This window comes from Metabacillus sp. Hm71, from assembly GCF_051842955.2.
GTDB lineage: Bacteria > Bacillota > Bacilli > Bacillales > Bacillaceae > Metabacillus.
The window spans coordinates 3,628,502-3,648,819 of the sequence record NZ_CM200278.1 but is presented as its reverse complement, the minus strand read 5'-3'; the positions used below and the strand labels follow the sequence as shown (position 1 = coordinate 3,648,819).

The window sequence follows — 20,318 nt, the reverse complement described above, 5'->3', positions numbered from 1 at the left end:
CATTCCTTAACAAGCTATAATAGAAAAATCTTATTGCTGGGGGAATGAGTAATGAAATCTTTTTATCATTATTTAATGAAATATCGACATCCTAAGCCAAAGGACGAGCTTTCAAAATTTGCGAATGAAGCATATCAAGACCACAGTTTTCCAAAAAATTCTGAAAGCTATGATGAGGTAAGTTCATACTTAGAAATGAATGGACACTATCTAACAAGTATGTCGATATTTGATGAAGCGTGGGAGCGTTATCAAAATGAGATTCTAAAACAACTTTAGTACATAAAATAATTTGGTCTATAAGCAATTATATAGCCCTTTGTATACTCAAAGCTGGTTCATCTAGTCAATAATGACATCTAGATAAACCAGCGTTTTTTAGGGGAATAAATGACACTCCCTTACTGAGTGGAAGCTGTTTCATTCTAAATGCAGCCCATGACGAAATATGAAAAACAGCATATACTATCATATCTTTCATAATCACGACAAAGGAGAGATGGATAGTGAAAAATACAAACAGGCCAAAATTTAATATTGGGGATATTGTCGTGATTATTATGTATGGAACGGTTGGGACAATTACAAAGCTTCATAAGGTTGACCAGCATTTTGTTTATGAAGTAAATCACAGTGACATTTTATTCTTTGAAAATGCTCTGCAATTATTTTCGGACTATGATGGGACAGTGATTGAAACGGAGCAGATTAGAATAGAAATTCTCTATCAAATCGGGGATATTGTCATTGTAAAAGGTTATGGAAGTACATTATTCCGAATCGTTGGCATTCGAACAGAGGTATGGAGATATGCCGACGATGGATGGGAAGAATTAACATATGAATTAACTAGAATCTCAGATGGTGCATGGCTGGAAGCAACAGAAGATGAGATGAGCTTAATGGTAGGTAACCAAGAAGCAGAATCATTCATTCAGCAACTTCATCTTAATAATACAATTGGAGAGAAAGGCCCTTTTTCCGTTATGATGATAAATCAACATAAAAAAGGTGAAAAGGAATCTTCAAAAGAGCTGCAGAAACGAAACAAACTGATTGATGAATTATTGGATATTTACAATGATTATAAGGCTTTATATGAACTGTTCAATGATCCAGAATATAAAGAAATGATGGATTATATCTTGAAAAGGCTACGTAACTATTGAAAAAAGGAGATGGAGTTTAAAACAAAGATATTAATAAAAGATAAAAAAAGTAAGGTATACAGAAAAATAGAATCCCTGAAAATAATCCTTTAATCATTAATTGCAATAGCTTTTCATATCCCGGTCCATCTATAAATTGAAGGATTTTATTAGCAGATGTTTCTTCTTTCTTGATTATTTCTTTTTGATTCATTGCGTTTAACATTTCGTCACCCCACGTAAAATAATGTAAGAGCTTGTCCATCTAAAACTATTTATATGTTCAAGTTATTTCTTTATTCCTCTATTTAACACTTGAAGTTCTCATTTTTGTTCAGGTAATGTAAAACTTTCCTATTGATTCAGTCGCAGGCATTTGTTTAGTAAACAGTTAGATTGAAAACGACTTTAACCCTTAAGGATGACTGGTCTAACATGACCCTTTAGGTGAAAATTTTTATTTTAAAGACATATGTCCTTTTCAGTGGACATAAACAATAAGAGGGGGGCGATATTGTGAAGGAAATTGAAGTGGTAATTGATACAGAGGAGATTGCTGAGTTCTTTTACAATGAGCTCACAAAAAGAGGGTATGTTCCAGGAGAAGATGAACTGGAAGAATTAGCAGATATTACATTCGATTACCTTCTAAAAAAATGCATTATTGATGAGGATTTAGATTTTGAGATGGAAGATTAATAATTGCTGACATTTGGGGCTGAACATTAAAAAAAGAATGCAACCGTCAGCCACAACCAGAAGTAATTTTTACTATTTACTTGAGATACTAGTTATCTCTTTTTTTTTTCGGGGAATTGAATGGGTGTCAGTTTTCCTAATGTTGCTAACATGTGAAGATCATGTTTTACTTCTTTTGTAAGATCTCCATTCTCAACAATCATGCCTCTTTCAAAACCTTTAATCAGAGTGATGTCAGTAAACCAATCAAGATGATGAGAAAAATGATGTGAGACATTATCCCATGCGTCAAGTAGTGAGGGACTATAAATTATCCGATTGCCCTTGAGTTGTTTCGAAAAAAAATGCGGCCAATAGTCGCTTCTAGAAGCAGTATGGCTAACATGGTTCGCAAAATGCACGATGGAATCAAAACAAAGTTTTGAGAACAAAATGGAATAGAGTTGTTTCCCAATCTTAATTCGTTCTTGTACTGAAGAAAAATCACGGACCTCAATGCCGGCTAATGAATAATTTCTTAAAAAGGGATAACGTTTATATGGAAAAATAACATGGGTTAATCCCAGTTTTTCTTGCATAACATATGTGAATGTCTTAAAAATTTTTTTTGTTATTGTAAAATTGATCAAATGTTTTTCTACATATTGCTGTTCATTTGTGATTAACGCTAAAGTTAATAATTGTGAATTAGATGATAAAAGGAAATGTTCCCATACTGGAATCATAAATTTTGTTATTCGTAACGCTGGCAGCAAGTGAAAGAGAGAGGTGTTCTCCCTTTTACTTATTTCATAAAGTAGCAGCTGAGGATAAGCATCTTGAAAAATTAAGGCATTTGCCCGTTCTAAAAAATGGAATAATTTTTCCTTTTCTTTATCAGCTAAAAAGCGACCAATTAATGAGCTCTTTAAGTCAGTCATATTATATCCTCCATTACGGGAAACCATATGTGCAAGCAAGGCCCAATGAATTTCTTTATGTCTGTTAAAGAATTGGAGATATGCTTTTGTACGAGTTATATTATTAACATTATGTTTCTCCGTCTCTCTTTGAATGTACCGTATTAATTTCCGCTCGTTTTGGTTTGTTATGATTGGTGAAGGATGTGTTAAAGTTTCATACAGATCATTGTAAAGCTTATGACGTACATCCTCTGAAATAGAGGAGGCTTCATTTGTTTTTTTTTGTTGCAAGTTAAATAGTTTTGCCATTCCATACATATGATTCATCCTTTTGTAAAGAGGAATTAACAATTTTATCATCACTTTAGGTTATAATGGATGTATTATTGTATGAAAAAGTGAAACCTTTGTTCTTTTATGTCGTATATATTTTTATAAAATATGAAAAGAGGGATTATGTATGTTAAAAAAAATCATTAAATCAATTGTCTCCTCCAATAAGCATTCTCATCACCGCCATTATAGTTCAAGCGATTTTAAACGTCGTAAGAGCGGTTACCATCCATCAAAATATGGTCATCAGTATTATAAGAAAAAGCATAAATCAAGTGGTTTCTTTAGCTCATATAGCAGTTAATGAAGAAAATTTATTCAAAATTAATTGAATTATGTGAAACTCCTTTTAAGGCAGCTGACAGGATTGGCGGTAAATACACAATTATCGAAATGTTAGGGAAAGGCAGTTATGGGTTTACGTATCTAGTTAAAGATGATCTTGGTTCAACCTATGTCTTAAAACAATTACGTAGATATAAAACGCTCGAGGCAGCAGGCCGTGAAGCATTTAGACGTGAGGCACATATATTAATGAACCTAAACCATTCTGCTTTTCCGGCCTTTTCCGAACAATTTGAGGAAAATCAAAAACTATTTATCGTGATGGAATATAAAAAAGGAAAAACGTTCGAGGAACTTATTTTTCAAGAAAATCGATTTTATTCAGAATCAGCAGCTTTAAAAGAGCTGTACGAAATATTAAAATTAGTTAAATATATCCATGAGAACGGCTATGTTCATCGGGATTTAAGAATCCCAAACATATTAAAAAATGAAGAAGAGTACTATATCATCGATTTTGGTCTTGCCAGAAAAATTGATGAGAAAACTAATGACAATAAAGAAAATTTAAACCATCTAGAAAAGCGATTATTTCGAGAAGTTGCCTTTAAAAGTGACTTCTATGCTTTAGGACATTTTTTATTGTTTTTGCTTTACTCCTCTTATGTACCAACATCTAAGAAACAGCAAAGCTGGGAAGAAGAATTGCAAATTTCATATTCAACAAAAAAAATATTGCGGAAAATGCTGCAATTGGATGAACCATATCAAGATATTTCATCGCTTTTAAAAGATGTTACACCATGTATTTAATGGGAGGAAAAGAGATATGTCACTTTTTAACAAAATTTTAGCCAGTGTAGGTATAGGGTCGGCAAAAGTCGATACTAAACTTGCTCAATCATCTATTAAAGCTGGTGAAGAGGTTGATGGCATTGTTGAAATTAAAGGAGGAAACATTGAGCAAAAGGTTGATGAAGTCTATTTAACAATAAATACGACTTATGAAAAAGAAGATGATGACAAAGTTGTTCATAAACAGGCTGTCATCTCAACTATTAAGCTTAACGAGCCTTTTGTCATCATGCCTGGTGAAACCAAAACGATTCCGTTTAAATTAGAAGTTCCGCTTGATACTCCGATTAGTGCCGGTGCTTCAAAAGTATGGGTGCAAACCGGGGTGGATATAAAAGGTTCAGTCGATCCAAGTGACCGTGATATGTTAGAAATTTTGCCCCATGACATGATGGATGAAGCATTAAAGGTGTTTTCAGAGCTTGGATTTACATTAAGGAAAGTAAAAAATGAGGAAGCTTCTTATAAAATTCGTAAAAGGCTGCCCTTTATCCAAGAATTTGAGTTCATTCCTAACTCAGGTCAATATTATGGGAAATTTGATGAAGTTGAGTTGATCTTCTTTCCACTTAACGAAGAAAAACTTGAAATTATTATCGAGGTTGATCGCCGTTCAAAAGGTTTGGCAGGTTTATTCTCAGAAGCATTAGACATGGATGAATCGATCATTCGTTTTTCACTAAATAAACATGAAATGCCGACACTAAAAGCTACATTTATAGATATTTTAAAGAAGCATGGTTAATAGTAAAAGAGAAAATACAATTTATTTTAAAGGGAGCGGGATGAAAGATGTTTAAAAAAATTGCTGCTGATGCATTAGGATTATCAGATATAGGTACGATCATACACCCATCTGATTATGATAAAACAGATGCTGATGATTATGTGATGCACGAAGATAATGAAAAGATTTATTTTTTAATCAAAACGAAATCTGATGAATATTGTTTTACAAACCTTGCCATCATTCACGTAGATGGAACCAGTGCAGCTTCATCAAAAAGAACACTTAAGCGTTATCCTTATTCTCAACACAAGATTTCTGGAGTCCTCCTTGAAACAGCTGGAAAAATTGACATGGATGTAGAAATAAAATTCTTAATAGGCAACGAAAGAATGGACATTGATGTGCGTAAAGATCAAATTGAGCAATTGAAGGATCTTTACAAAGCATTACTGCGTATTTCAGAAATCTCCTATGAAAATGAGATTATGCTGACAATGGCATCACAAAGCTTAGACAAAGCAGTAGCTGTTCTGCAAAACTCAAGAACGGACGATAACAGTCTTGCTGATACATATAAGGGATTAACAGAATTTGGCTTTAATTGGCTTTCGACAGCCCGCGAACAATACCATGAGAAGGATTTTGGGGAAGTATTTGAAAAATATATTAATAACTAAAATTGAATAATAATAGTAAGAACTGAAGGGGTATGATCCTTCAGTTTTTTTGTGTAAAAATAATTTAAAAATACCTATTTACCTTGACGTTACGTAAAGGTGTATAGTGAAGTTGTCAGGAGGTGAAAGGATGGAATATACAGTGCAAAAACTAGCAAGATTAGCAGGCTGCAGTACAAGGACACTCCGTTATTATGATGAAATTGGGATTCTTAAGCCGGCAAGAATCAACTCATCAGGGTATCGCTTGTACGGAAGATCAGAGGTTGATCAATTGCAGCAGATTCTTTTTTATCGAGAATTAGGGGTAAGCTTAGACACAATTAAACAAATAGTATCTTCTCCTTCCTTTGATCGGACAAAAGCACTAAAAGAACATCGCCAACAGCTTCTGGCAAAACAGGAACAAATCAAAAGGCTGATTGCTAATGTTGATAAAACATTAGCTGAAGCAGAAGGGAGAATTATGATGTCTGATAATGAAAAATTTGAGGGATTTAAACAAAAACTGATAGAAGAAAATGAAGAAAAATACGGAGAAGAAATTCGTGCCAAATATGGGGATGAACAGGTTGATAAAAGTAACCAGAAATTTAAAAACATGACAAAAGAGCAGTATGCCGAGGCTGAGCAGCTTGGTGAAGAGGTGCTTAAAATCCTAAACGAAGCTTTCCGCACAGGTGATCCTGCAGGCGAGCTTGCGCAAAAGGCGGCAGACCTCCATCGAAAATGGTTAACTTTCTATTGGGGGGAGTACTCAAAAGAAGCTCATGCAGGTCTTGCACAAATGTATGTAGATGATGAGAGATTTACCGCATACTATGATAAAAAACAACCTGGCTCAGCTGAATTCTTAAGAGATGCTATCTTGATCTACACAGGGATGAAAAACTAAATTTACTCGAGCAAAAAACGATTGGTTTTTATAAAGCCAGTCGTTTTTTAAAATTTTTAGAAAGATGACTGACAACTATAAATGATATACAATGATGTGTAAGTGCTAGTCCTAACTTGGACACGTCAGTTCTTGCTACTTTTATAATGAAGGGGGGACGAACATGAGAAAATGGTTCCTTTTAACACTTCTGTTGTTTATAGCGTGTGCTGCTGCTTATCCCCTTAAAATGATAACGGGTTTAGATGAAAATGTAACACTGATCTTTGAAAAAATACGGCTTCCCTTTATGACCGATTTCTTTTTAATTATTTCAGAAATTGGCTCGATAAAATTTTATTTGCCCATATCTGCAGCTTTAGCGGCTTTTTTTATTCTGAAGCGAAAGGTATTAGATGCCCTTTTTCTATTAGCTTTGTTGTTTAGTGTTAGATTTTTAAATTATCATTTAAAGGAAATTTTCAGCAGGGAGCGACCAAACTTCAATGCTGTTTATGAAGCATCACATTTTAGCTTTCCGAGCGGACATTCTATGAATTCTGCGGCTATATACAGCTTTATTTGTTATTTACTGATCACACGTTTCATTCACAAAAAAAATCAAAAGCAAGCGATAATAATCTCCACCATGCTCTTAATTGCTTTAATCGGTATTAGCAGAATTTACTTAGGTGTTCATTTTCTGACAGATGTTATTGCAGGATTTAGTGCTGGAATTGCTTGGTTTATTTTCGTTACAACAGTATTTGATAAAATAAGTAAGAAGTTCGAAAATAATAGAAGCATTTAGTAGGGCAGTATTATTAGCTTTATCCAAAAGGTTGAAAACAACTAAATAGAATCCAATGAGTATAAGCAGCCGTTTTAAAAAAAAGGGTCTAACACTACCTTTGTAGGGGTCAGACCCTTTTGAGACATTGGTCTTGTTTGTTTATAAATGATGACCAGGTCCATTTTTTCTCTTTGCAGAGGTATGCTCCTTTGCGTGTGCATTCTCTTCTGCTGCTGTAACTTCAGGAGGGATATGATTATTCTTTTTAGGCGTATTTCGATTCCGATGTTTTTTTCCCATCACTGTTACCTCATTTCATTTGTTTTATTTGTATTGTGAGTTCTTTGTTTTTGTCCTTTTTTTGATTCATGAGGGTGACCCCCATTACGTGACCCAGGGTTTGTTTCATTTGCATATTCAACAGCTTGTGCTAATTTCTTTTTCAAAATGATCCCTCCAAAAAATGATTTGCATTTTTATGTTAACCGTTTATTTTTCTTATAAAGCTGACAAATAATGCTTAGAATAATAAATAGTTAATAAGTTGAATGAGAAAAAATGTTATTCGTTTATAACTTATGGTATAGTAAGGTGACTTTTACTGTTACCTTAATAGGAGGGAATCTATAGTGAGTGTTCATATTGGTGCAAAAGAAAATGAAATTGCTGAAAAAGTTTTGCTCCCTGGAGATCCACTACGTGCTAAATATATCGCAGAAACATTTTTAGAGAATGTGACTTGTTATAATGAAGTAAGGGGAATGCTGGGTTTTACTGGCACATATAAAGGGGAGCGTATTTCTGTCCAAGGAACAGGTATGGGCGTGCCATCAATTTCAATTTACATAAATGAATTAATGAACAGTTACGGCGTCCAAGAGCTGATCCGTGTAGGAACATGTGGTGCAATTCAAAAAGACGTAAAGGTTCGGGATGTCATCTTGGCGATGAGTGCTTCAACAGACTCACAAATGAATCGATTAACTTTTGGCGGGGTTGATTATGCACCAACGGCTAATTTTCAGCTTCTTATGAAGGCATATGAAATTGGGATTGAGAAAGGTCTAAACTTAAAGGTTGGAAATGTGTTTACTGCAGATATGTTTTATAATGATAACGCAGAATTAGAAAAATGGGCTCGATATGGGATCTTAGCCATTGAAATGGAAACAGCAGCTTTATACACATTAGCAGCAAAATTTAATCGAAAAGCACTTTCTGTTTTAACAGTTAGTGATCATATTTTAACTGGCGAGGAAACAACTTCAGAAGAACGGCAAACAACCTTTAATGACATGATTTTAGTTGCTCTCGATGCTACTATAAAATAAAGTATTTTAAAAAATGTTTGATTAAAAAACGTGTGCGCTAAGCACTCGTTTTTTTGTACTATCGAAAAGTATAAGATTTTATAGATGACTAAGGCTTTCGCCATTAGGACTTTGCGATAAGCAAAGTTTTTCAAATATGCCAGGTACGCACATATTTAAGCCTTGCATAAATGCGAAATTTGTCGATATAATTTTACTAACTGGAGCAAAAAGTGCGTTTGTATCTCTGGGTATAAAGGGAAGGATGAGAGTAGGAGCTTATAATCATTTATTTCGGGTGACAATTAATGATAAAATATGAATGTTATTGATCGTAGATAGGGTGATAAAATGTATGTTTATGTAAAAATAGCCATTATTTTGCTGCTTAGTGTAACATTAACCGCGTGTATGAGTTTTTCATTACCTAAAGGAATTTCTTTTAGCGGAGAACATGAGGGGCAGGATATTAAACAATCTGGACAAAAAAACAATATTGAGCAAAATATTGAACAAATTGAAGAGCAAATAAATGAAGATTTCTTATTAGAGTCACAATATTTTAATGTTGTAAAACAAGCAAATGGGAATAAAATTATTGAAAATCCAACAAACATACTCGTTATGGTAAATAAAGAGTTCAGTTTACCTGAATCATATGAGCCAGCTGACCTAGTTGTTCCTAATGTAGAATTTTCCTTTGGTGACGCAGATGTACCTCAGCGTTATTTGAGAGAAGAAGCGGCAAAGGCATTAGAAGAATTATTCGTTCTTGCTGAACAAGATGGAATTGAATTGCTTGCTGTATCAGGATTTAGATCTTATTCAAGACAGCAGGGGATCTTTAATGTTGAAAAAGAAAATAAAGGTGAAGAAAAGGCGTTGCAGGCTGTGGCTTTACCCGGGCAGAGTGAGCATCAAACCGGGTTGGCAATGGATGTATCAAGCAGAAGTGTTAACTTCGAAATAACAGAAGAATTTGGTGAAACTAAAGAGGGAAAATGGGTGAAAGAAAATGCTCACAAAGCAGGCTTTATTATCCGTTATCCTAAAGGGAAAGAGTCAATTACCGGTTATCAATATGAACCATGGCATATACGTTATGTTGGAAAGGAAAAGGCGTCAGTCATCTATGAGAATGATCTTACGTTAGAAGAATATTTCGAAAAGGTGAAAAAGATTTGATCTGGTGATGATTATGGACAACAAAATGGATATCATTAAAAAGGATTTAGATATTCTTTTCATCGGCTTTAATCCGAGTCTTGTTTCTGGTGAAACAGGTCATCATTACGCTAATAAGAACAATCGTTTTTGGAAAATCCTTTTTATGGCAGGGATCACAGACCGTCAGTTTAAACCAGAAGAAGATGCCTCGTTAATAAAACAAGGAATTGGGTTTACGAATATTGTAGCGCGGCCAACGAAAGCAGCAGATGAAATTACACGTGAAGAGTATCAAATAGGGAGAGATATTTTAAGAAGAAAAATCTCTAAATATCGCCCTAAAGTTGCCTTTTTTGTAGGAAAAGGTGTCTATCTACAATACAGTCAACAAAAAAAGGCTGAATGGGGAAAACAAGAACAAAGTGTGATAGATGGTGTGATTGATTTTGTCGCACCATCGTCAAGCGGCTTAGTTAGAATGGATCTAGAAACGATTATTTCAATCTATCGTCAAGTTCATAAAATTTTCCATCATCAATGGTAAAATGGGCTTTAGTCATCAAACAAACGGTTTTCTATCATTTGTTTGGGGGCTAGCCCTTTTGTTTTGAGCCAGCCCCAATGGTCATAAAATAAGTGATTATTACCAAAAAAATAAGCCTGCTAAAGCAATACCAGTTATAAAACCTAAGCCAATTCCATATGGGTAACCATAGCCATACCCTCCGTAAAAACCGAGTCCATATCCGCCTCTTTGTCTAATCGGCTCGATAAAAACTTTATTCTGAGTAACACGACAAATTCTTCCAACATGAACACGACCATTTCTTTCATGAATACGAACAACTTTTCCATTATATCGACAGCATAAATGATAATAATGTTGTGACATGACTTTTCCCTCCTTCCGTTCATTTATCACATACTATGAGAAATGACGGGGAAGGACTGTACGGAAATACTAGCTCCATTCATTTTATTTTAGCTAAGATGTCATTTTAGGATTGTCTTGCGGGCAAAGAAAACAGAAAAGGTTAGTTTATTTCCATACTTATTTGAAATTTTTTCATGTTCAGAAAGAAGCGTAAAGGCATCGTCTGGTAATGTCTCAACAGGAGAAAATTCTGTTGAGGGTTCACCCATATCTTGAAGGATTAAATCTTCCTCATGTAACACTTTATAAATAGTAAATCCATTTTGGGTGAATTGTTTTTCCCATTCACTAACAGAAAAGATTCCGTTACAACCATAGAATGCTTTCAGTTCGTCTTCTTCATCTGATGATAGCGGTGCCTTGCGGATCATTTCAATGGCAATAACTAGACCATTTTGCTTCAAAATCCTTGAAATTTCAGACAAAGTGTCAGGAAGTGATGTGAAATTTAAGACGGATTCAGATAAAATAAGATCAAACGTATTAGCAGGCAGAGATGTATGTGAAAGGTCTTCATTTAAGTAAGGAATCTCAATGTTTAATTGTTGATTTCTCTTTTTTGCATGTTGAATCATTTGGGGATCAAAGTCTAATCCTGTAATAGGGTAACCTAATTGATAAAGGTAGCTTGCGGTTTGTCCTGTACCGCAGCCGGCATCAAGAATAATTCTATTTAAAGGGATTTGTTCACTTTCAAAGATTTTTTTAGTTAATGAAAGACCGCCAGGATGTGCACCGCCAATGCCTAACAAAGACAGCATTTTTAAATAATTCACCTATTCTTCCTCCAATCAGTTCTCTAAGCTAAGCTATGCGAGAACTGATTGCCAGGTGTTAGACACAGCTTAAAAGGGGATATCTTTCAAAAATGTTCTTTAGTTTAGGCGTTATCATTTGCTGAATCTCAGCCCTGTAAATTCTTTGTAATGAACATCTGACATGTAATCGGCTAATAAAATGATCGACATGCTCATTTATATAATGAATCACCTGATTTTTATAAAAAAATGTTTTGTTCTTAATTTTATAATCAATGTCTTTAATTAATGAAAAGACAAAATGAATGATTTCTAAATCAGATTTTCCAATGTAATCAGCAAGTTGCATCCTATCTACCTCCTAAATTTACATTCGTGTAATAAACTTTACAATTAACTAATAAAAAAGTATCGTACAATTTGTCGAATATAAAAAACAATATTATTACTATTCAATAGAATTCAAAATGTTCTAGTTAAAAAGTAGGGAATCTCCATTTTTGTAAATTAGAATTCACTAACTTAAAAAAAACTGTGTTAAAGCCTTTCTAAAATTCGTAACAATTAATCTTTTCCATATTAGTTGACGTATGAAATTTGCTTAGACATAATAGGTACATACATAAAGGTGGTGTGAGTGGTACGTGAAAAAAAGCAGATTTATTATTTGGATAATCGTTACAGCCATCTTTGCATCAGCAATTACATACAGTGCTGTACAGCTAAGAGTAATTGCAGGTGGCGATAATGGTGATCCTTTCCAAAAATTACGAGCAACATATGACATTTTACAAGAAGGTTATTACAAGGACGTCGATACTGATAAGCTTGTAGAAGGAGCTATCAAGGGGATGGTTGAATCCCTTGAAGACCCATATACTGTTTATATGGATGTTGAAGAAGCAAAAAGCTTTAACGAAAATATATCCTCTTCTTTTGAAGGAATCGGTGCCGAAGTGCAAGAAAGTAATGGAAGCATCATGATTGTTTCACCAATTAAAGGATCCCCAGCTGAAAAAGCTGGAATTAAGCCCAAAGACATTATCTTAAAAGTGAATGATGAATCAATGGAAGGTCTTTCAGTTAATGAAGCAGTCATGAAAATCAGAGGTAAAAAGGGAACAAAGGTTAACCTGGTTGTGCAACGAGCTGGCGTTGGTGAACTTAACTTTACAATAACCCGTGATACGATTCCGTTAGAAACAGTTTACTCCGAGGTCATAGAAGGAAATATCGGTAAAATTCAAATTACGAAATTCTCTGAGTCAACAGGGGAAGAATTAGCCAATGCTCTATCAGACCTTCAGAATAAAAATGTTGAAGGACTAATCATTGACTTACGGCAAAATCCTGGTGGATTAATGGATCAAGCATTAGCAATGTCAGATCTCTTCCTGCCAAAAGGCAAAAATATATTACAAGTAGAAAATAGTGATGGATCAAGAGAAGTATATAAAGCGGAAGACGATACCTTTATAGATCTTCCTACAACTGTCATAATAGACGGGGGAACGGCTAGTGCAGGAGAAATCATGGCAGCGGCCTTGCATCAATCAGCAGGTATTCCTTTAGTTGGAGAAAAGACGTTTGGAAAAGGTACAATCCAAACAGCACAGTCATTTAAGGATTCATCTTCTGTGAAATTTACAACAGCAAAATGGCTGACACCTAATGGGACATGGATACATGAAAAAGGAATCGAACCACAGGTAAAAGCAGAGCTGCCGGCATATGCAAATCTTCCGTATATAAATCCCGAAACTGTCCTGAAAAAGGGAGATTCCAAAGCAGAAGTAAAGGCAGCACAACAAATGCTACAAGCTTTAGGATTTAGCAACAGTGTGGAAGGTTATTTTGATGAAACTACTGTGCAGGCTGTTAAAGAATTCCAGACACAAAATAAATTAAAGGTTGATGGAAACATAACCGGTGAAACTACCATAAAAATAATGGAACAAATTCAAAATAAATTAAAAGAAAATGATACACAGTTAGAAAAAGCTATATCTGTGTTAAAAGAAGAATTGAAATAATGAATGAATTAGAGAGGGTGTCTCAAAGTGTGGTCATACACTTTAAGACACCCTCTTTTTGTTTTATAACCATGTTGAAACGCTATCTAAGTCTAATCTGCTACTTTGATGAGCTGGTTTTACAGCTTTTCCAATTGAAATCAGCATGATTGGGACATACCTATCTGTAATATTGAATTCCTTCATGAATAAATCTTTATTAAAGCCGCCTATAGCACAAGAGTCAAACCCTTTCGTTTTTGCAACAAGCATTAACTGCATTGCAGCTAAAGAAGCATTTGATAAAGCTGCATCTCTTGCAAAGCCTTTATCTTTATAAGCACGGTCAATTTGCCCTGCTAGTGTTTCTTTTATTTCTGAAGTCATATAGCCTGCTTTTACTAATGGATCATATACTTGATCAGTATTTTTGTTTGCTTCAAGGTCACCTAAAATCGCAATAACTGCTGATGATTCAACAATTTGACTTTGATTATAAGCAATAGGAAATAATCTTTCCTTTGACTCCTTACTCTTAAATACAGTAAAATGCCAATGCTGGAGATTCCAAGCCGAAGGTGCTTTTGTTGTATAAGTTAAAATCTCAGTTAATTCTTCTTTAGAAATTTCAGCACTTGAATCATAGTTGCGTACAGATGCACGTTCTTTAAATACAGATAATAAATCAGCTTTATATGTTGTATTCATTGTATTTTCCTCCTTAGTTGAATTTATGGTAGCTTTCTTTTATACTAAAAGTAATAAACTTACTTTTCGTAAGTGTTTAGTATCTCTCATATCATAATGGATGTGATAAAATGAGTCAAGAAATTAAAACAAGGAGCGATAAAAATGTCAATCAATCTTTGTCCAAAGATGGAATCAGCTTTTCGTCTTTTAGGTAAACGCTGGATTGGAATTATCATTCATGTTTTATTAGATGGACCTAAAAGATTTAAGGATTTGACAGACATTATCCCTAGTATTAGTCAAAAGATGTTATCTGAACGTCTAAAGGAATTGGAAAATGAAGGGCTTTTAGAAAGAATTGTTATCGATGAAACCCCAATAAAAGTAATTTACCAATTAACTGAAAAGGGAAAAAGCCTGGAAGGTGTTGTGCGAGAAGTTGGTATCTGGGCTAACAGATATTGTGTTCCTGAGGAGGATTAAATAAATGACAGAAACCGTAATCGTTACAGGAGGGTCAAAAGGGATAGGCAAAGAGATTGTGTTACAATATGCAATAAAGGGATACAACGTTGTTATTGCAGATGTTGATAAAGAGGCTGGTAGAAAGCTTGAAGACGAATGTTATGCCCAAAATTTGCAAGTTTACTTTATAAAAACCGATGTTTCTAAACTCACAGAAATCGAATTCCTCATGAAGGAAACAAAAAAACGATACCATTCAATTGATATTTTAATTAATAATGCAGGGATTTCAAAATGGGTATCTCCATATAAAATAACTGTTGAAGAGTGGGACAAAGTCATCGCAACGAATTTAACAAGTGTCATGTTTGCATCTCGGGAAGCGGCAAAAGAAATGAAACGTAATCCTAAGGGTGGAAAAATTATTAATATTGCCTCGACAAGGGCAATCATGTCGGAAAAAAACTCTGAGGCATATGCGGCAGCAAAGGGTGGTATCGTGGCTTTAACCCACGCCCTAGCAGCCTCTTTAGGAGAAGATCACATCCAAGTGAATGTAATTTCACCTGGTTGGATTGAAACGGGTGATTATGAATCTTTGCGTGATATTGATCATTTGCAGCATTTTTCTAAACGAGTCGGAAAACCGTCAGATATTGCAAGAGCCTGCTTATATTTAACAATGGAGGACAATGATTTTATAACAGGTACTAATCTTGTCATAGACGGCGGAATGACTAAAAAGATGATTTATGAAGAGTAAGCTGCAAGTCTATTTGAGAAAATTAAGCAAATTACCTAAAAGGTAGTTATTAGCCCACTCCAATGTTTACTTCTTTGAATACTTTTTAGTGTAGGTAAATATTCGAGGAGGTAAATAATGTCACCTTATATGATGCGCAATAGACCTTACCCAGACGGTCGTTTCTTTTTTGGAGGACCGTTTATAGGCGGATTTCTTGGTGGATTAGTTGGAAGCGCCATTTTTAGACCAAGACCACCATTTTACCCATATTTTCCATATGGAGGCTCACCATATGGAAAATATGGATATGGATATGGCTACCCTCCTTATGGCGGGGGTTTTCCATATTAAAAAAAAGAGGGTCTGTCCTCTCAGACAAACACGTCGAGAAATTGTGTTTAACTGGGGTCAGACCCTGTTTTTTATACGACACCCTCTTTACCTCATTCATACGAAATGGCAACCTCAGAGATACTTTCTTCCTGAAGTTTAATAAATTGGATTTCAAGAAAGCCATCGGTATACCTTGCTTTTGTCCCTTTCCGTTTAACAGGAGCAGGCAGCATATGCTTCGTTTCTACAGATTGGTGTTGGACAATAAACTGGTGGCGGGTGTGCTGTAGTTTTAATTTCCCAATTTCCTCTTCTGAGACGGGGAGTTTAACATAAATATAATCATTCGTTTCAAATATTTCGGGAGAATCTTGCTTTGATGACCTTTCATTCTTATTTTTTTGCAAAAGTTCTCCTTGAAAAGGAAATTGTTGTGAGAAATCTCCCCCAAATACGTTTTTCATAACTGACTGTATATAATTTTCAACTTCCTTTGGATTCATTTTATTAAAATGCTGGGTAAAACCTGTTTGGTCAAATGGAAATTGTTTATTCCAAGGAAACATCCTTCCACATCCTTACCTAGAAAATAGTCAGTATCATGATATGCATTAGTTTATAAATAGGTTAGTAAGGCGTATATGTTGTAGGACATGAAGCTTAATGTTTATAATGGTCATTAGGTGAATAAGGAGTGAGGTTTTAAGATGGATACATCAGCAGTGAATACATACAAATTAGGTCTTATTTATACCGCAGGCTCTTATTTTCTTTGGGGTATTTTGCCTTTATATTGGAAAATGATCGAACATGTTTCAGCAGAAGAAATTTTAGCACATCGAATTTTCTGGTCGTTTATGTTTATGGTCGTAGTGCTTTCCTTTAATAAAGAGTGGAAAAATGTAATGGATGCAAGCAAAAGAATTATAAAACAGCCACTGTTATTTATTTCCTTATTATTGTCATCATTGCTAATAAGCATTAATTGGTTTGTTTATATATGGTCTGTTAATCATGACAATATGATCGAGGCAAGCTTAGGATACTACATAAATCCTTTAATCAGTGTGCTATTAGGAATGATCTTTTTTAAGGAAAGGCTAAATCTTTTACAAAAGGTCTCTTTTCTTATTGCCGCCATCGGTGTCATGATCATGACTCTCCATTATGGTCAGGTTCCCTGGATTGCAATTACGTTAGCATTAAGCTTTGGTTTGTATGGATTGACAAAAAAGATGACAAAGCTTTGTCCTTCCATCGGGTTAACCTTCGAAACATTGGTTGTTACTCCGATTGCAGCCTATTATTTATGGTTGATCTTTAGTAGCGGGAAATCAGAGTTTTTTGCATTTGATATAACGACAAATGTGTTATTGGTTGGAGCTGGGATTGCAACAGCACTTCCTTTATTGCTATTTGCGAGTGGGGCGCAGCGCATTCCATTGTTCATGATCGGAGTTTTACAGTATATTTCACCAACGATAACCTTGATCATTGGGATCGTATTATACAAGGAACCATTTTCTACAATTGAAATCATTACCTTTTCGTTTATTTGGAGTGCATTAATTTTATTTACTTTATCTAACTCAAAATATTTAAGTAAAGTCGAAATAAAACGAACGAGAAAAAATTCAATCGGTTTATAAAGGGAGAACAAAGGAATGGATGCTAAGGAATTATTAGATGCCTATCGACAATTATGGGTAAATCGTTCTATGTATGTAAAAAAGGATGATTTTGAAACACTATGGTCTTCCATTGTAATCGAGCTGAAGGATGAAATGACCCACCCGCGGTTAAGAAAAACTCCAGAAGAAAAATTTCATTCAGCTATTAAAAGAATTATTTCATCTTCATTACCTGATACTTATAAAGTTAAATTAATTGAATTACATAGCAAGGTATTTGAAGAAGTTAAGAAATGACAGCCGGAAAATTTAGGATCAATAGTTATAGGGAGGATTTTATGATGTTGCCAATCAATAAGAAGCATGTACAAGCATATCTTGATCAATTTTTAAATAAACAAGTATATATTCATTTAGAAACAACAACAGGTGCATATTCAGCCCATAAAAATGAATCAAACATGACTGTGGTTGCGTTCATTCGCAATACAAAGGTAGCTTATAACCAAGCAAAAATTACAGGGAATGGTCCTTACCGTGTTGGGTTAAAGATGGATGAGGGCTGGGTCTATGCTGAAGGGCTGACAGATTTTCTTTACAATGATGAAAATCAGCTTTTAATGGCTGGACACAACTCGGAAGGACAATTAGCAATTGCATTGCAAATAAGTGAAAATCCTTTTCGATATTAAATTAATACATCGTTTAATAAATTCTTTTTTTAAAAAAGGAGATTGAAGAATGAGAGAACATGTTCTAGTAATCCTACCACATCCTGATGACGAATCGTTCGGCGTTGCAGGACTAATTGCACAAAAAAGAAAGGCAGGAATTCCTGTAACCTATGCTTGTGGTACATTAGGCGAGATGGGAAGAAATATGGGGAATCCTTTATTTGCGAATCGTGAATCTCTGCCGCTAATCCGTAAGAAAGAGTTAGAAGCTGCTTGTGAAGCTATGGATATTCAGGATTTAAGGATGCTTGGTTTACGTGATAAAACCCTTGAGTTTGAAGATGATGAACAATTGGCAGATATGATGGAAAAGATTATTGATGAAATTGAGCCATCACTTGTTGTGACCTTTTATCCAGGTTTTGCCGTACATCCGGATCATGATGCTTGTGGGGCAGCTGTAATCCGTGCGTTGAAACGACGACCTGTTCAAAAGCGACCATTAACGTATTGTTTAGCCTTTTCTAATGATCGATTCGAGAAAATCGGGGAGCCTGATGTTACAATCAATATAACTGATGTAGCAGATATCAAATTGAAAGCTCTTAAAGCACATCGTTCACAAACAGAAGGAATGCTTAAGCAGATGGAGGAAAAGCTGTTGAATAAAGATCCTGAAGCTACGCATTGGTTTGAAACAGAAGTGTACTATACCTATAAGTGGGATGATTGTTAACCCTCATTTAATATAGAAGAAAAAAGCTAATTCTAAATAAAATGTACCCTATAGATTAGACACGTAGAAAAAGTCTACCTATAGGGTACTTTTTTGTATAATTAAAATACAACTAAAGAGAAGCAATAGGGGACTGGAGAAAATAATGAGTAAAAAGACTTTTACAGATAAAGAGATCATACAATTGTCCGCTAATAAATACGTTAAATCTGTTAGTTCTAAAGGAATTACTTATACTGATGAATTTAAACGTATTTTCATTGATGAAAATGAAAAGGGAAAGTTACCTAGGGATATATTTGAGGAATGTGGATTTGACATAGATATTATTGGGATGAAACGTGTTCAATCATCGGGCAAAAGGTGGAGGGCTGCCTATCGAGAAAGTGGAGTTTCCGTGTTACGTGATACTAGAAGTGAAAACTTAGGTAGACCTAGAGAAAAAGAACTTACATTAGAAGAGAAGAATGCTCGATTAGAAGCACAAATCAATTTACTAAAGGCTGAAAATGAACTATTAAAAAAGATTCGTTTTGCAGAAAGGGGGATGAAGAAGTAGTACTTCCCCCTTGCCAAAAGTACATTCTTATTCGTTCAGTGATTAAAAAATATCAACTAAAAAATATGGTTAGCTACCTGTGTGAACTGGCTGGTATTTCACGAAGTGGTTATTATAATTACTTCTCAGAGAAGTCTCAAGAACAAAGAAGGCAAAGAGATAAAAAGGAAGAAGAAGTGAAGGAGATAATCTTAAAAGCATTCAAATATAAGAATCGTAAGAAAGGGGCACGCCAAATTAAAATGACCTTGGCGGGTCAATTTAATGTTGTCCACAATTTAAAGCGTATCCGACGAATCATGAAGAAGTACGGTATTATTTGCCCTATTAGAAAGGCAAACCCTTATAGACGAATGATGAAAGCAACACACGAACACCGTGTTTTTCCTAACTTATTAAATCGACAATTTAAGCAGAATGTACCTGGAAAAGTCCTTCTTACAGATATTACTTATTTATTTTATGGAAAAGGTCAAAAGGCTTATTTATCAACGATTAAGGATGCTTCTACCAATGAAATCATAGCTTATAATGTTTCAGATCGATTGACGATTGCCTTGGCTACAGACACCCTTTTAAAGTTAATGAAAAATAGAAACTTTAAGAAAGCTAAAGATGCCTTAATACACTCGGATCAAGGGGTTCACTATACTCACCCTGACTTCCAAAGGTTAGTTGAAAAATTAGGATTACGCCAATCCATGTCAAGAAGAGGAAACTGTTGGGATAATGCCCCTCAAGAATCATTTTTTGGTCATTTTAAGGATGAGGCATACATAAAACCTTGTACAACCTTGGATGAATTAAAACTCGAAATTAAACAATACATGACATACTACAATCACTATAGATACCAATGGAATTTAAATAATATGACCCCTGTTCAATACAGAGATCATCTTCTTAAAACTGCCTAGGCTTTTTTAAAAATGTCCTTTACAAAGGGTACACTTTAAAACGGAATTAGCTTTTTTGTATAACAAAAATTCATTTCGCTTTTTAATGATT

At 34.7% G+C, this 20,318-nt stretch carries 29 protein-coding genes; 20 read left to right on the top strand and 9 right to left on the bottom strand.

The window, feature by feature from the left end; all coding sequences use genetic code 11:
• Positions 1–51 precede the first annotated feature (51 nt).
• Together ACSVDH_RS17905 and yodN are read left to right on the top strand one after the other, a co-directional pair.
• Complete coding sequence (locus ACSVDH_RS17905; protein ID WP_299093129.1) at positions 52–279, top strand: YozE family protein; 228 nt, start codon at positions 52–54, stop codon at positions 277–279.
• Positions 280–506: 227 nt separating this feature from the next.
• Positions 507–1,169, top strand: coding sequence for a germination protein YodN (yodN, locus tag ACSVDH_RS17900; protein WP_439251113.1), 663 nt, complete (start codon positions 507–509; stop codon positions 1,167–1,169).
• Between the two features lie 16 nt (positions 1,170–1,185).
• On the opposite strand, the gene ACSVDH_RS17895 is transcribed toward yodN, so the two are convergent.
• Positions 1,186–1,374, bottom strand: a complete 189-nt coding sequence (locus ACSVDH_RS17895; RefSeq protein WP_439251114.1) for a hypothetical protein — start codon at positions 1,372–1,374, stop codon at positions 1,186–1,188.
• 290 nt (positions 1,375–1,664) lie between these two features.
• Here ACSVDH_RS17895 and ACSVDH_RS17890 point away from each other — a divergent pair, with 290 nt between their 5' ends.
• Positions 1,665–1,847: a YozD family protein gene (locus tag ACSVDH_RS17890; RefSeq protein ID WP_299093124.1), complete on the top strand. Its 183-nt coding sequence runs from the start codon at positions 1,665–1,667 to the stop codon at positions 1,845–1,847.
• Between the two features lie 92 nt (positions 1,848–1,939).
• Here the strand turns inward: ACSVDH_RS17890 and ACSVDH_RS17885 are convergent, their stop codons facing one another.
• On the bottom strand, positions 1,940–3,067 hold the full coding sequence (locus tag ACSVDH_RS17885) for a DUF2515 family protein (RefSeq protein ID WP_439251115.1): 1,128 nt from the start codon (positions 3,065–3,067) through the stop codon (positions 1,940–1,942).
• Between the two features lie 318 nt (positions 3,068–3,385).
• On the opposite strand from ACSVDH_RS17885, the gene ACSVDH_RS17880 reads away from it, so the two are divergent.
• The 5 genes from ACSVDH_RS17880 to ACSVDH_RS17860 all read left to right on the top strand — a co-directional run bounded on the left by ACSVDH_RS17880 (position 3,386) and on the right by ACSVDH_RS17860 (position 7,314).
• Positions 3,386–4,180, top strand: coding sequence for a serine/threonine protein kinase (locus tag ACSVDH_RS17880; protein WP_439251116.1), 795 nt, complete (start codon positions 3,386–3,388; stop codon positions 4,178–4,180).
• Between the two features lie 16 nt (positions 4,181–4,196).
• Entirely contained in the window at positions 4,197–4,967 is a 771-nt protein-coding gene (locus ACSVDH_RS17875) for a sporulation protein (protein ID WP_439251117.1), read from the top strand.
• Positions 4,968–5,014: 47 nt separating this feature from the next.
• Entirely contained in the window at positions 5,015–5,629 is a 615-nt protein-coding gene (locus ACSVDH_RS17870; RefSeq protein WP_299093456.1) for a PH domain-containing protein, read from the top strand.
• Positions 5,630–5,759: 130 nt separating this feature from the next.
• Complete coding sequence (locus tag ACSVDH_RS17865) at positions 5,760–6,524, top strand: MerR family transcriptional regulator (protein WP_439251118.1); 765 nt, start codon at positions 5,760–5,762, stop codon at positions 6,522–6,524.
• 163 nt (positions 6,525–6,687) lie between these two features.
• A complete protein-coding gene (locus ACSVDH_RS17860; protein WP_439251119.1) occupies positions 6,688–7,314 on the top strand; it encodes a phosphatase PAP2 family protein in 627 nt (208 codons plus the stop codon).
• 141 nt (positions 7,315–7,455) lie between these two features.
• On the opposite strand, the gene yoyE is transcribed toward ACSVDH_RS17860, so the two are convergent.
• A complete protein-coding gene (gene yoyE, locus ACSVDH_RS17855) occupies positions 7,456–7,596 on the bottom strand; it encodes a protein YoyE (protein WP_299093462.1) in 141 nt (46 codons plus the stop codon).
• A 5-nt stretch (positions 7,597–7,601) separates the two neighbouring features.
• The gene (locus ACSVDH_RS17850; protein WP_299093464.1) at positions 7,602–7,742 is read right to left on the bottom strand and encodes a hypothetical protein; all 141 of its coding nucleotides are present in this window, start codon (positions 7,740–7,742) and stop codon (positions 7,602–7,604) included.
• 183 nt (positions 7,743–7,925) lie between these two features.
• On the opposite strand from ACSVDH_RS17850, the gene deoD reads away from it, so the two are divergent.
• From deoD to mug, 3 genes are all read left to right on the top strand, one after another.
• Positions 7,926–8,627: a purine-nucleoside phosphorylase gene (gene deoD, locus ACSVDH_RS17845; RefSeq protein WP_439251120.1), complete on the top strand. Its 702-nt coding sequence runs from the start codon at positions 7,926–7,928 to the stop codon at positions 8,625–8,627.
• 330 nt (positions 8,628–8,957) lie between these two features.
• On the top strand, positions 8,958–9,791 hold the full coding sequence (locus ACSVDH_RS17840) for a M15 family metallopeptidase (RefSeq protein ID WP_439251121.1): 834 nt from the start codon (positions 8,958–8,960) through the stop codon (positions 9,789–9,791).
• A gap of 13 nt (positions 9,792–9,804) precedes the next feature.
• Complete coding sequence (mug, locus tag ACSVDH_RS17835) at positions 9,805–10,317, top strand: G/U mismatch-specific DNA glycosylase (protein WP_439251122.1); 513 nt, start codon at positions 9,805–9,807, stop codon at positions 10,315–10,317.
• A gap of 99 nt (positions 10,318–10,416) precedes the next feature.
• On the opposite strand, the gene ACSVDH_RS17830 is transcribed toward mug, so the two are convergent.
• The 3 genes from ACSVDH_RS17830 to ACSVDH_RS17820 all read right to left on the bottom strand — a co-directional run bounded on the left by ACSVDH_RS17830 (position 10,417) and on the right by ACSVDH_RS17820 (position 11,814).
• The gene (locus tag ACSVDH_RS17830) at positions 10,417–10,665 is read right to left on the bottom strand and encodes a hypothetical protein (protein WP_299093471.1); all 249 of its coding nucleotides are present in this window, start codon (positions 10,663–10,665) and stop codon (positions 10,417–10,419) included.
• A gap of 101 nt (positions 10,666–10,766) precedes the next feature.
• Positions 10,767–11,483 (bottom strand): class I SAM-dependent methyltransferase, encoded by a 717-nt coding sequence (locus ACSVDH_RS17825; RefSeq protein ID WP_439251123.1) that lies wholly within the window; start codon positions 11,481–11,483, stop codon positions 10,767–10,769.
• A gap of 58 nt (positions 11,484–11,541) precedes the next feature.
• Positions 11,542–11,814: a hypothetical protein gene (locus ACSVDH_RS17820; protein ID WP_439251124.1), complete on the bottom strand. Its 273-nt coding sequence runs from the start codon at positions 11,812–11,814 to the stop codon at positions 11,542–11,544.
• A gap of 295 nt (positions 11,815–12,109) precedes the next feature.
• On the opposite strand from ACSVDH_RS17820, the gene ACSVDH_RS17815 reads away from it, so the two are divergent.
• Positions 12,110–13,498, top strand: a complete 1,389-nt coding sequence (locus ACSVDH_RS17815) for a S41 family peptidase (protein ID WP_439251125.1) — start codon at positions 12,110–12,112, stop codon at positions 13,496–13,498.
• 63 nt (positions 13,499–13,561) lie between these two features.
• On the opposite strand, the gene ACSVDH_RS17810 is transcribed toward ACSVDH_RS17815, so the two are convergent.
• Entirely contained in the window at positions 13,562–14,185 is a 624-nt protein-coding gene (locus tag ACSVDH_RS17810) for a nitroreductase family protein (protein ID WP_439251127.1), read from the bottom strand.
• Between the two features lie 144 nt (positions 14,186–14,329).
• On the opposite strand from ACSVDH_RS17810, the gene ACSVDH_RS17805 reads away from it, so the two are divergent.
• The 3 genes from ACSVDH_RS17805 (at position 14,330) to ACSVDH_RS17795 (ending at position 15,728) form a co-directional block, all read left to right on the top strand.
• Complete coding sequence (locus ACSVDH_RS17805; RefSeq protein WP_439251128.1) at positions 14,330–14,650, top strand: winged helix-turn-helix transcriptional regulator; 321 nt, start codon at positions 14,330–14,332, stop codon at positions 14,648–14,650.
• 4 nt (positions 14,651–14,654) lie between these two features.
• Positions 14,655–15,395 carry an SDR family oxidoreductase gene (locus ACSVDH_RS17800; RefSeq protein ID WP_439251129.1) on the top strand — a complete coding sequence of 247 codons (741 nt, stop codon included), beginning with the start codon at positions 14,655–14,657 and terminating at the stop codon, positions 15,393–15,395.
• Between the two features lie 117 nt (positions 15,396–15,512).
• Positions 15,513–15,728, top strand: a complete 216-nt coding sequence (locus ACSVDH_RS17795) for a hypothetical protein (protein ID WP_439251130.1) — start codon at positions 15,513–15,515, stop codon at positions 15,726–15,728.
• Between the two features lie 92 nt (positions 15,729–15,820).
• On the opposite strand, the gene ACSVDH_RS17790 is transcribed toward ACSVDH_RS17795, so the two are convergent.
• On the bottom strand, positions 15,821–16,276 hold the full coding sequence (locus ACSVDH_RS17790; RefSeq protein ID WP_439251131.1) for a spore gernimation protein GerT: 456 nt from the start codon (positions 16,274–16,276) through the stop codon (positions 15,821–15,823).
• Positions 16,277–16,417: 141 nt separating this feature from the next.
• On the opposite strand from ACSVDH_RS17790, the gene rarD reads away from it, so the two are divergent.
• The 5 genes from rarD to ACSVDH_RS17765 all read left to right on the top strand — a co-directional run bounded on the left by rarD (position 16,418) and on the right by ACSVDH_RS17765 (position 20,227).
• Positions 16,418–17,359 (top strand): EamA family transporter RarD, encoded by a 942-nt coding sequence (gene rarD, locus ACSVDH_RS17785; RefSeq protein WP_439251132.1) that lies wholly within the window; start codon positions 16,418–16,420, stop codon positions 17,357–17,359.
• A gap of 15 nt (positions 17,360–17,374) precedes the next feature.
• Positions 17,375–17,638 carry a protein YoyC gene (gene yoyC, locus ACSVDH_RS17780; protein ID WP_299093486.1) on the top strand — a complete coding sequence of 88 codons (264 nt, stop codon included), beginning with the start codon at positions 17,375–17,377 and terminating at the stop codon, positions 17,636–17,638.
• A gap of 44 nt (positions 17,639–17,682) precedes the next feature.
• Positions 17,683–18,033, top strand: coding sequence for a YojF family protein (locus tag ACSVDH_RS17775; protein WP_439251134.1), 351 nt, complete (start codon positions 17,683–17,685; stop codon positions 18,031–18,033).
• Positions 18,034–18,082: 49 nt separating this feature from the next.
• Positions 18,083–18,751, top strand: coding sequence for a bacillithiol biosynthesis deacetylase BshB2 (gene bshB2, locus ACSVDH_RS17770; RefSeq protein ID WP_439251136.1), 669 nt, complete (start codon positions 18,083–18,085; stop codon positions 18,749–18,751).
• Positions 18,752–18,896: 145 nt separating this feature from the next.
• Positions 18,897–20,227 (top strand): IS3 family transposase gene (locus tag ACSVDH_RS17765; protein ID WP_518616781.1). Its coding sequence is split into 2 segments (ribosomal slippage): positions 18,897–19,308 and positions 19,308–20,227, totalling 1,332 coding nucleotides; the frame shifts between segments, so codons are not numbered across the junction.
• Positions 20,228–20,318 lie beyond the last annotated feature (91 nt).

Bases quoted from the DNA above. Each gene is read 5' to 3' on its own strand.
- ACSVDH_RS17795 (WP_439251130.1), top strand. From the start codon at position 15,513: ATGTCACCTTATATGATGCGCAATAGACCTTACCCAGACGGTCGTTTC.
- ACSVDH_RS17885 (WP_439251115.1), bottom strand. From the start codon at position 3,067: ATGTATGGAATGGCAAAACTATTTAACTTGCAACAAAAAAAAACAAAT.
- bshB2 (WP_439251136.1), top strand. From the start codon at position 18,083: ATGAGAGAACATGTTCTAGTAATCCTACCACATCCTGATGACGAATCG.
- ACSVDH_RS17800 (WP_439251129.1), top strand. From the start codon at position 14,655: ATGACAGAAACCGTAATCGTTACAGGAGGGTCAAAAGGGATAGGCAAA.
- ACSVDH_RS17810 (WP_439251127.1), bottom strand. From the start codon at position 14,185: ATGAATACAACATATAAAGCTGATTTATTATCTGTATTTAAAGAACGT.
- ACSVDH_RS17790 (WP_439251131.1), bottom strand. From the start codon at position 16,276: ATGTTTCCTTGGAATAAACAATTTCCATTTGACCAAACAGGTTTTACC.
- ACSVDH_RS17895 (WP_439251114.1), bottom strand. From the start codon at position 1,374: ATGTTAAACGCAATGAATCAAAAAGAAATAATCAAGAAAGAAGAAACA.
- yoyC (WP_299093486.1), top strand. From the start codon at position 17,375: ATGGATGCTAAGGAATTATTAGATGCCTATCGACAATTATGGGTAAAT.
- ACSVDH_RS17875 (WP_439251117.1), top strand. From the start codon at position 4,197: ATGTCACTTTTTAACAAAATTTTAGCCAGTGTAGGTATAGGGTCGGCA.
- yoyE (WP_299093462.1), bottom strand. From the start codon at position 7,596: ATGGGAAAAAAACATCGGAATCGAAATACGCCTAAAAAGAATAATCAT.
- ACSVDH_RS17840 (WP_439251121.1), top strand. From the start codon at position 8,958: ATGTATGTTTATGTAAAAATAGCCATTATTTTGCTGCTTAGTGTAACA.
- ACSVDH_RS17865 (WP_439251118.1), top strand. From the start codon at position 5,760: ATGGAATATACAGTGCAAAAACTAGCAAGATTAGCAGGCTGCAGTACA.
- ACSVDH_RS17905 (WP_299093129.1), top strand. From the start codon at position 52: ATGAAATCTTTTTATCATTATTTAATGAAATATCGACATCCTAAGCCA.
- mug (WP_439251122.1), top strand. From the start codon at position 9,805: ATGGACAACAAAATGGATATCATTAAAAAGGATTTAGATATTCTTTTC.
- ACSVDH_RS17775 (WP_439251134.1), top strand. From the start codon at position 17,683: ATGTTGCCAATCAATAAGAAGCATGTACAAGCATATCTTGATCAATTT.
- ACSVDH_RS17805 (WP_439251128.1), top strand. From the start codon at position 14,330: ATGTCAATCAATCTTTGTCCAAAGATGGAATCAGCTTTTCGTCTTTTA.
- ACSVDH_RS17870 (WP_299093456.1), top strand. From the start codon at position 5,015: ATGTTTAAAAAAATTGCTGCTGATGCATTAGGATTATCAGATATAGGT.
- rarD (WP_439251132.1), top strand. From the start codon at position 16,418: ATGGATACATCAGCAGTGAATACATACAAATTAGGTCTTATTTATACC.
- ACSVDH_RS17880 (WP_439251116.1), top strand. From the start codon at position 3,386: ATGAAGAAAATTTATTCAAAATTAATTGAATTATGTGAAACTCCTTTT.
- ACSVDH_RS17820 (WP_439251124.1), bottom strand. From the start codon at position 11,814: ATGCAACTTGCTGATTACATTGGAAAATCTGATTTAGAAATCATTCAT.
- ACSVDH_RS17860 (WP_439251119.1), top strand. From the start codon at position 6,688: ATGAGAAAATGGTTCCTTTTAACACTTCTGTTGTTTATAGCGTGTGCT.
- ACSVDH_RS17830 (WP_299093471.1), bottom strand. From the start codon at position 10,665: ATGTCACAACATTATTATCATTTATGCTGTCGATATAATGGAAAAGTT.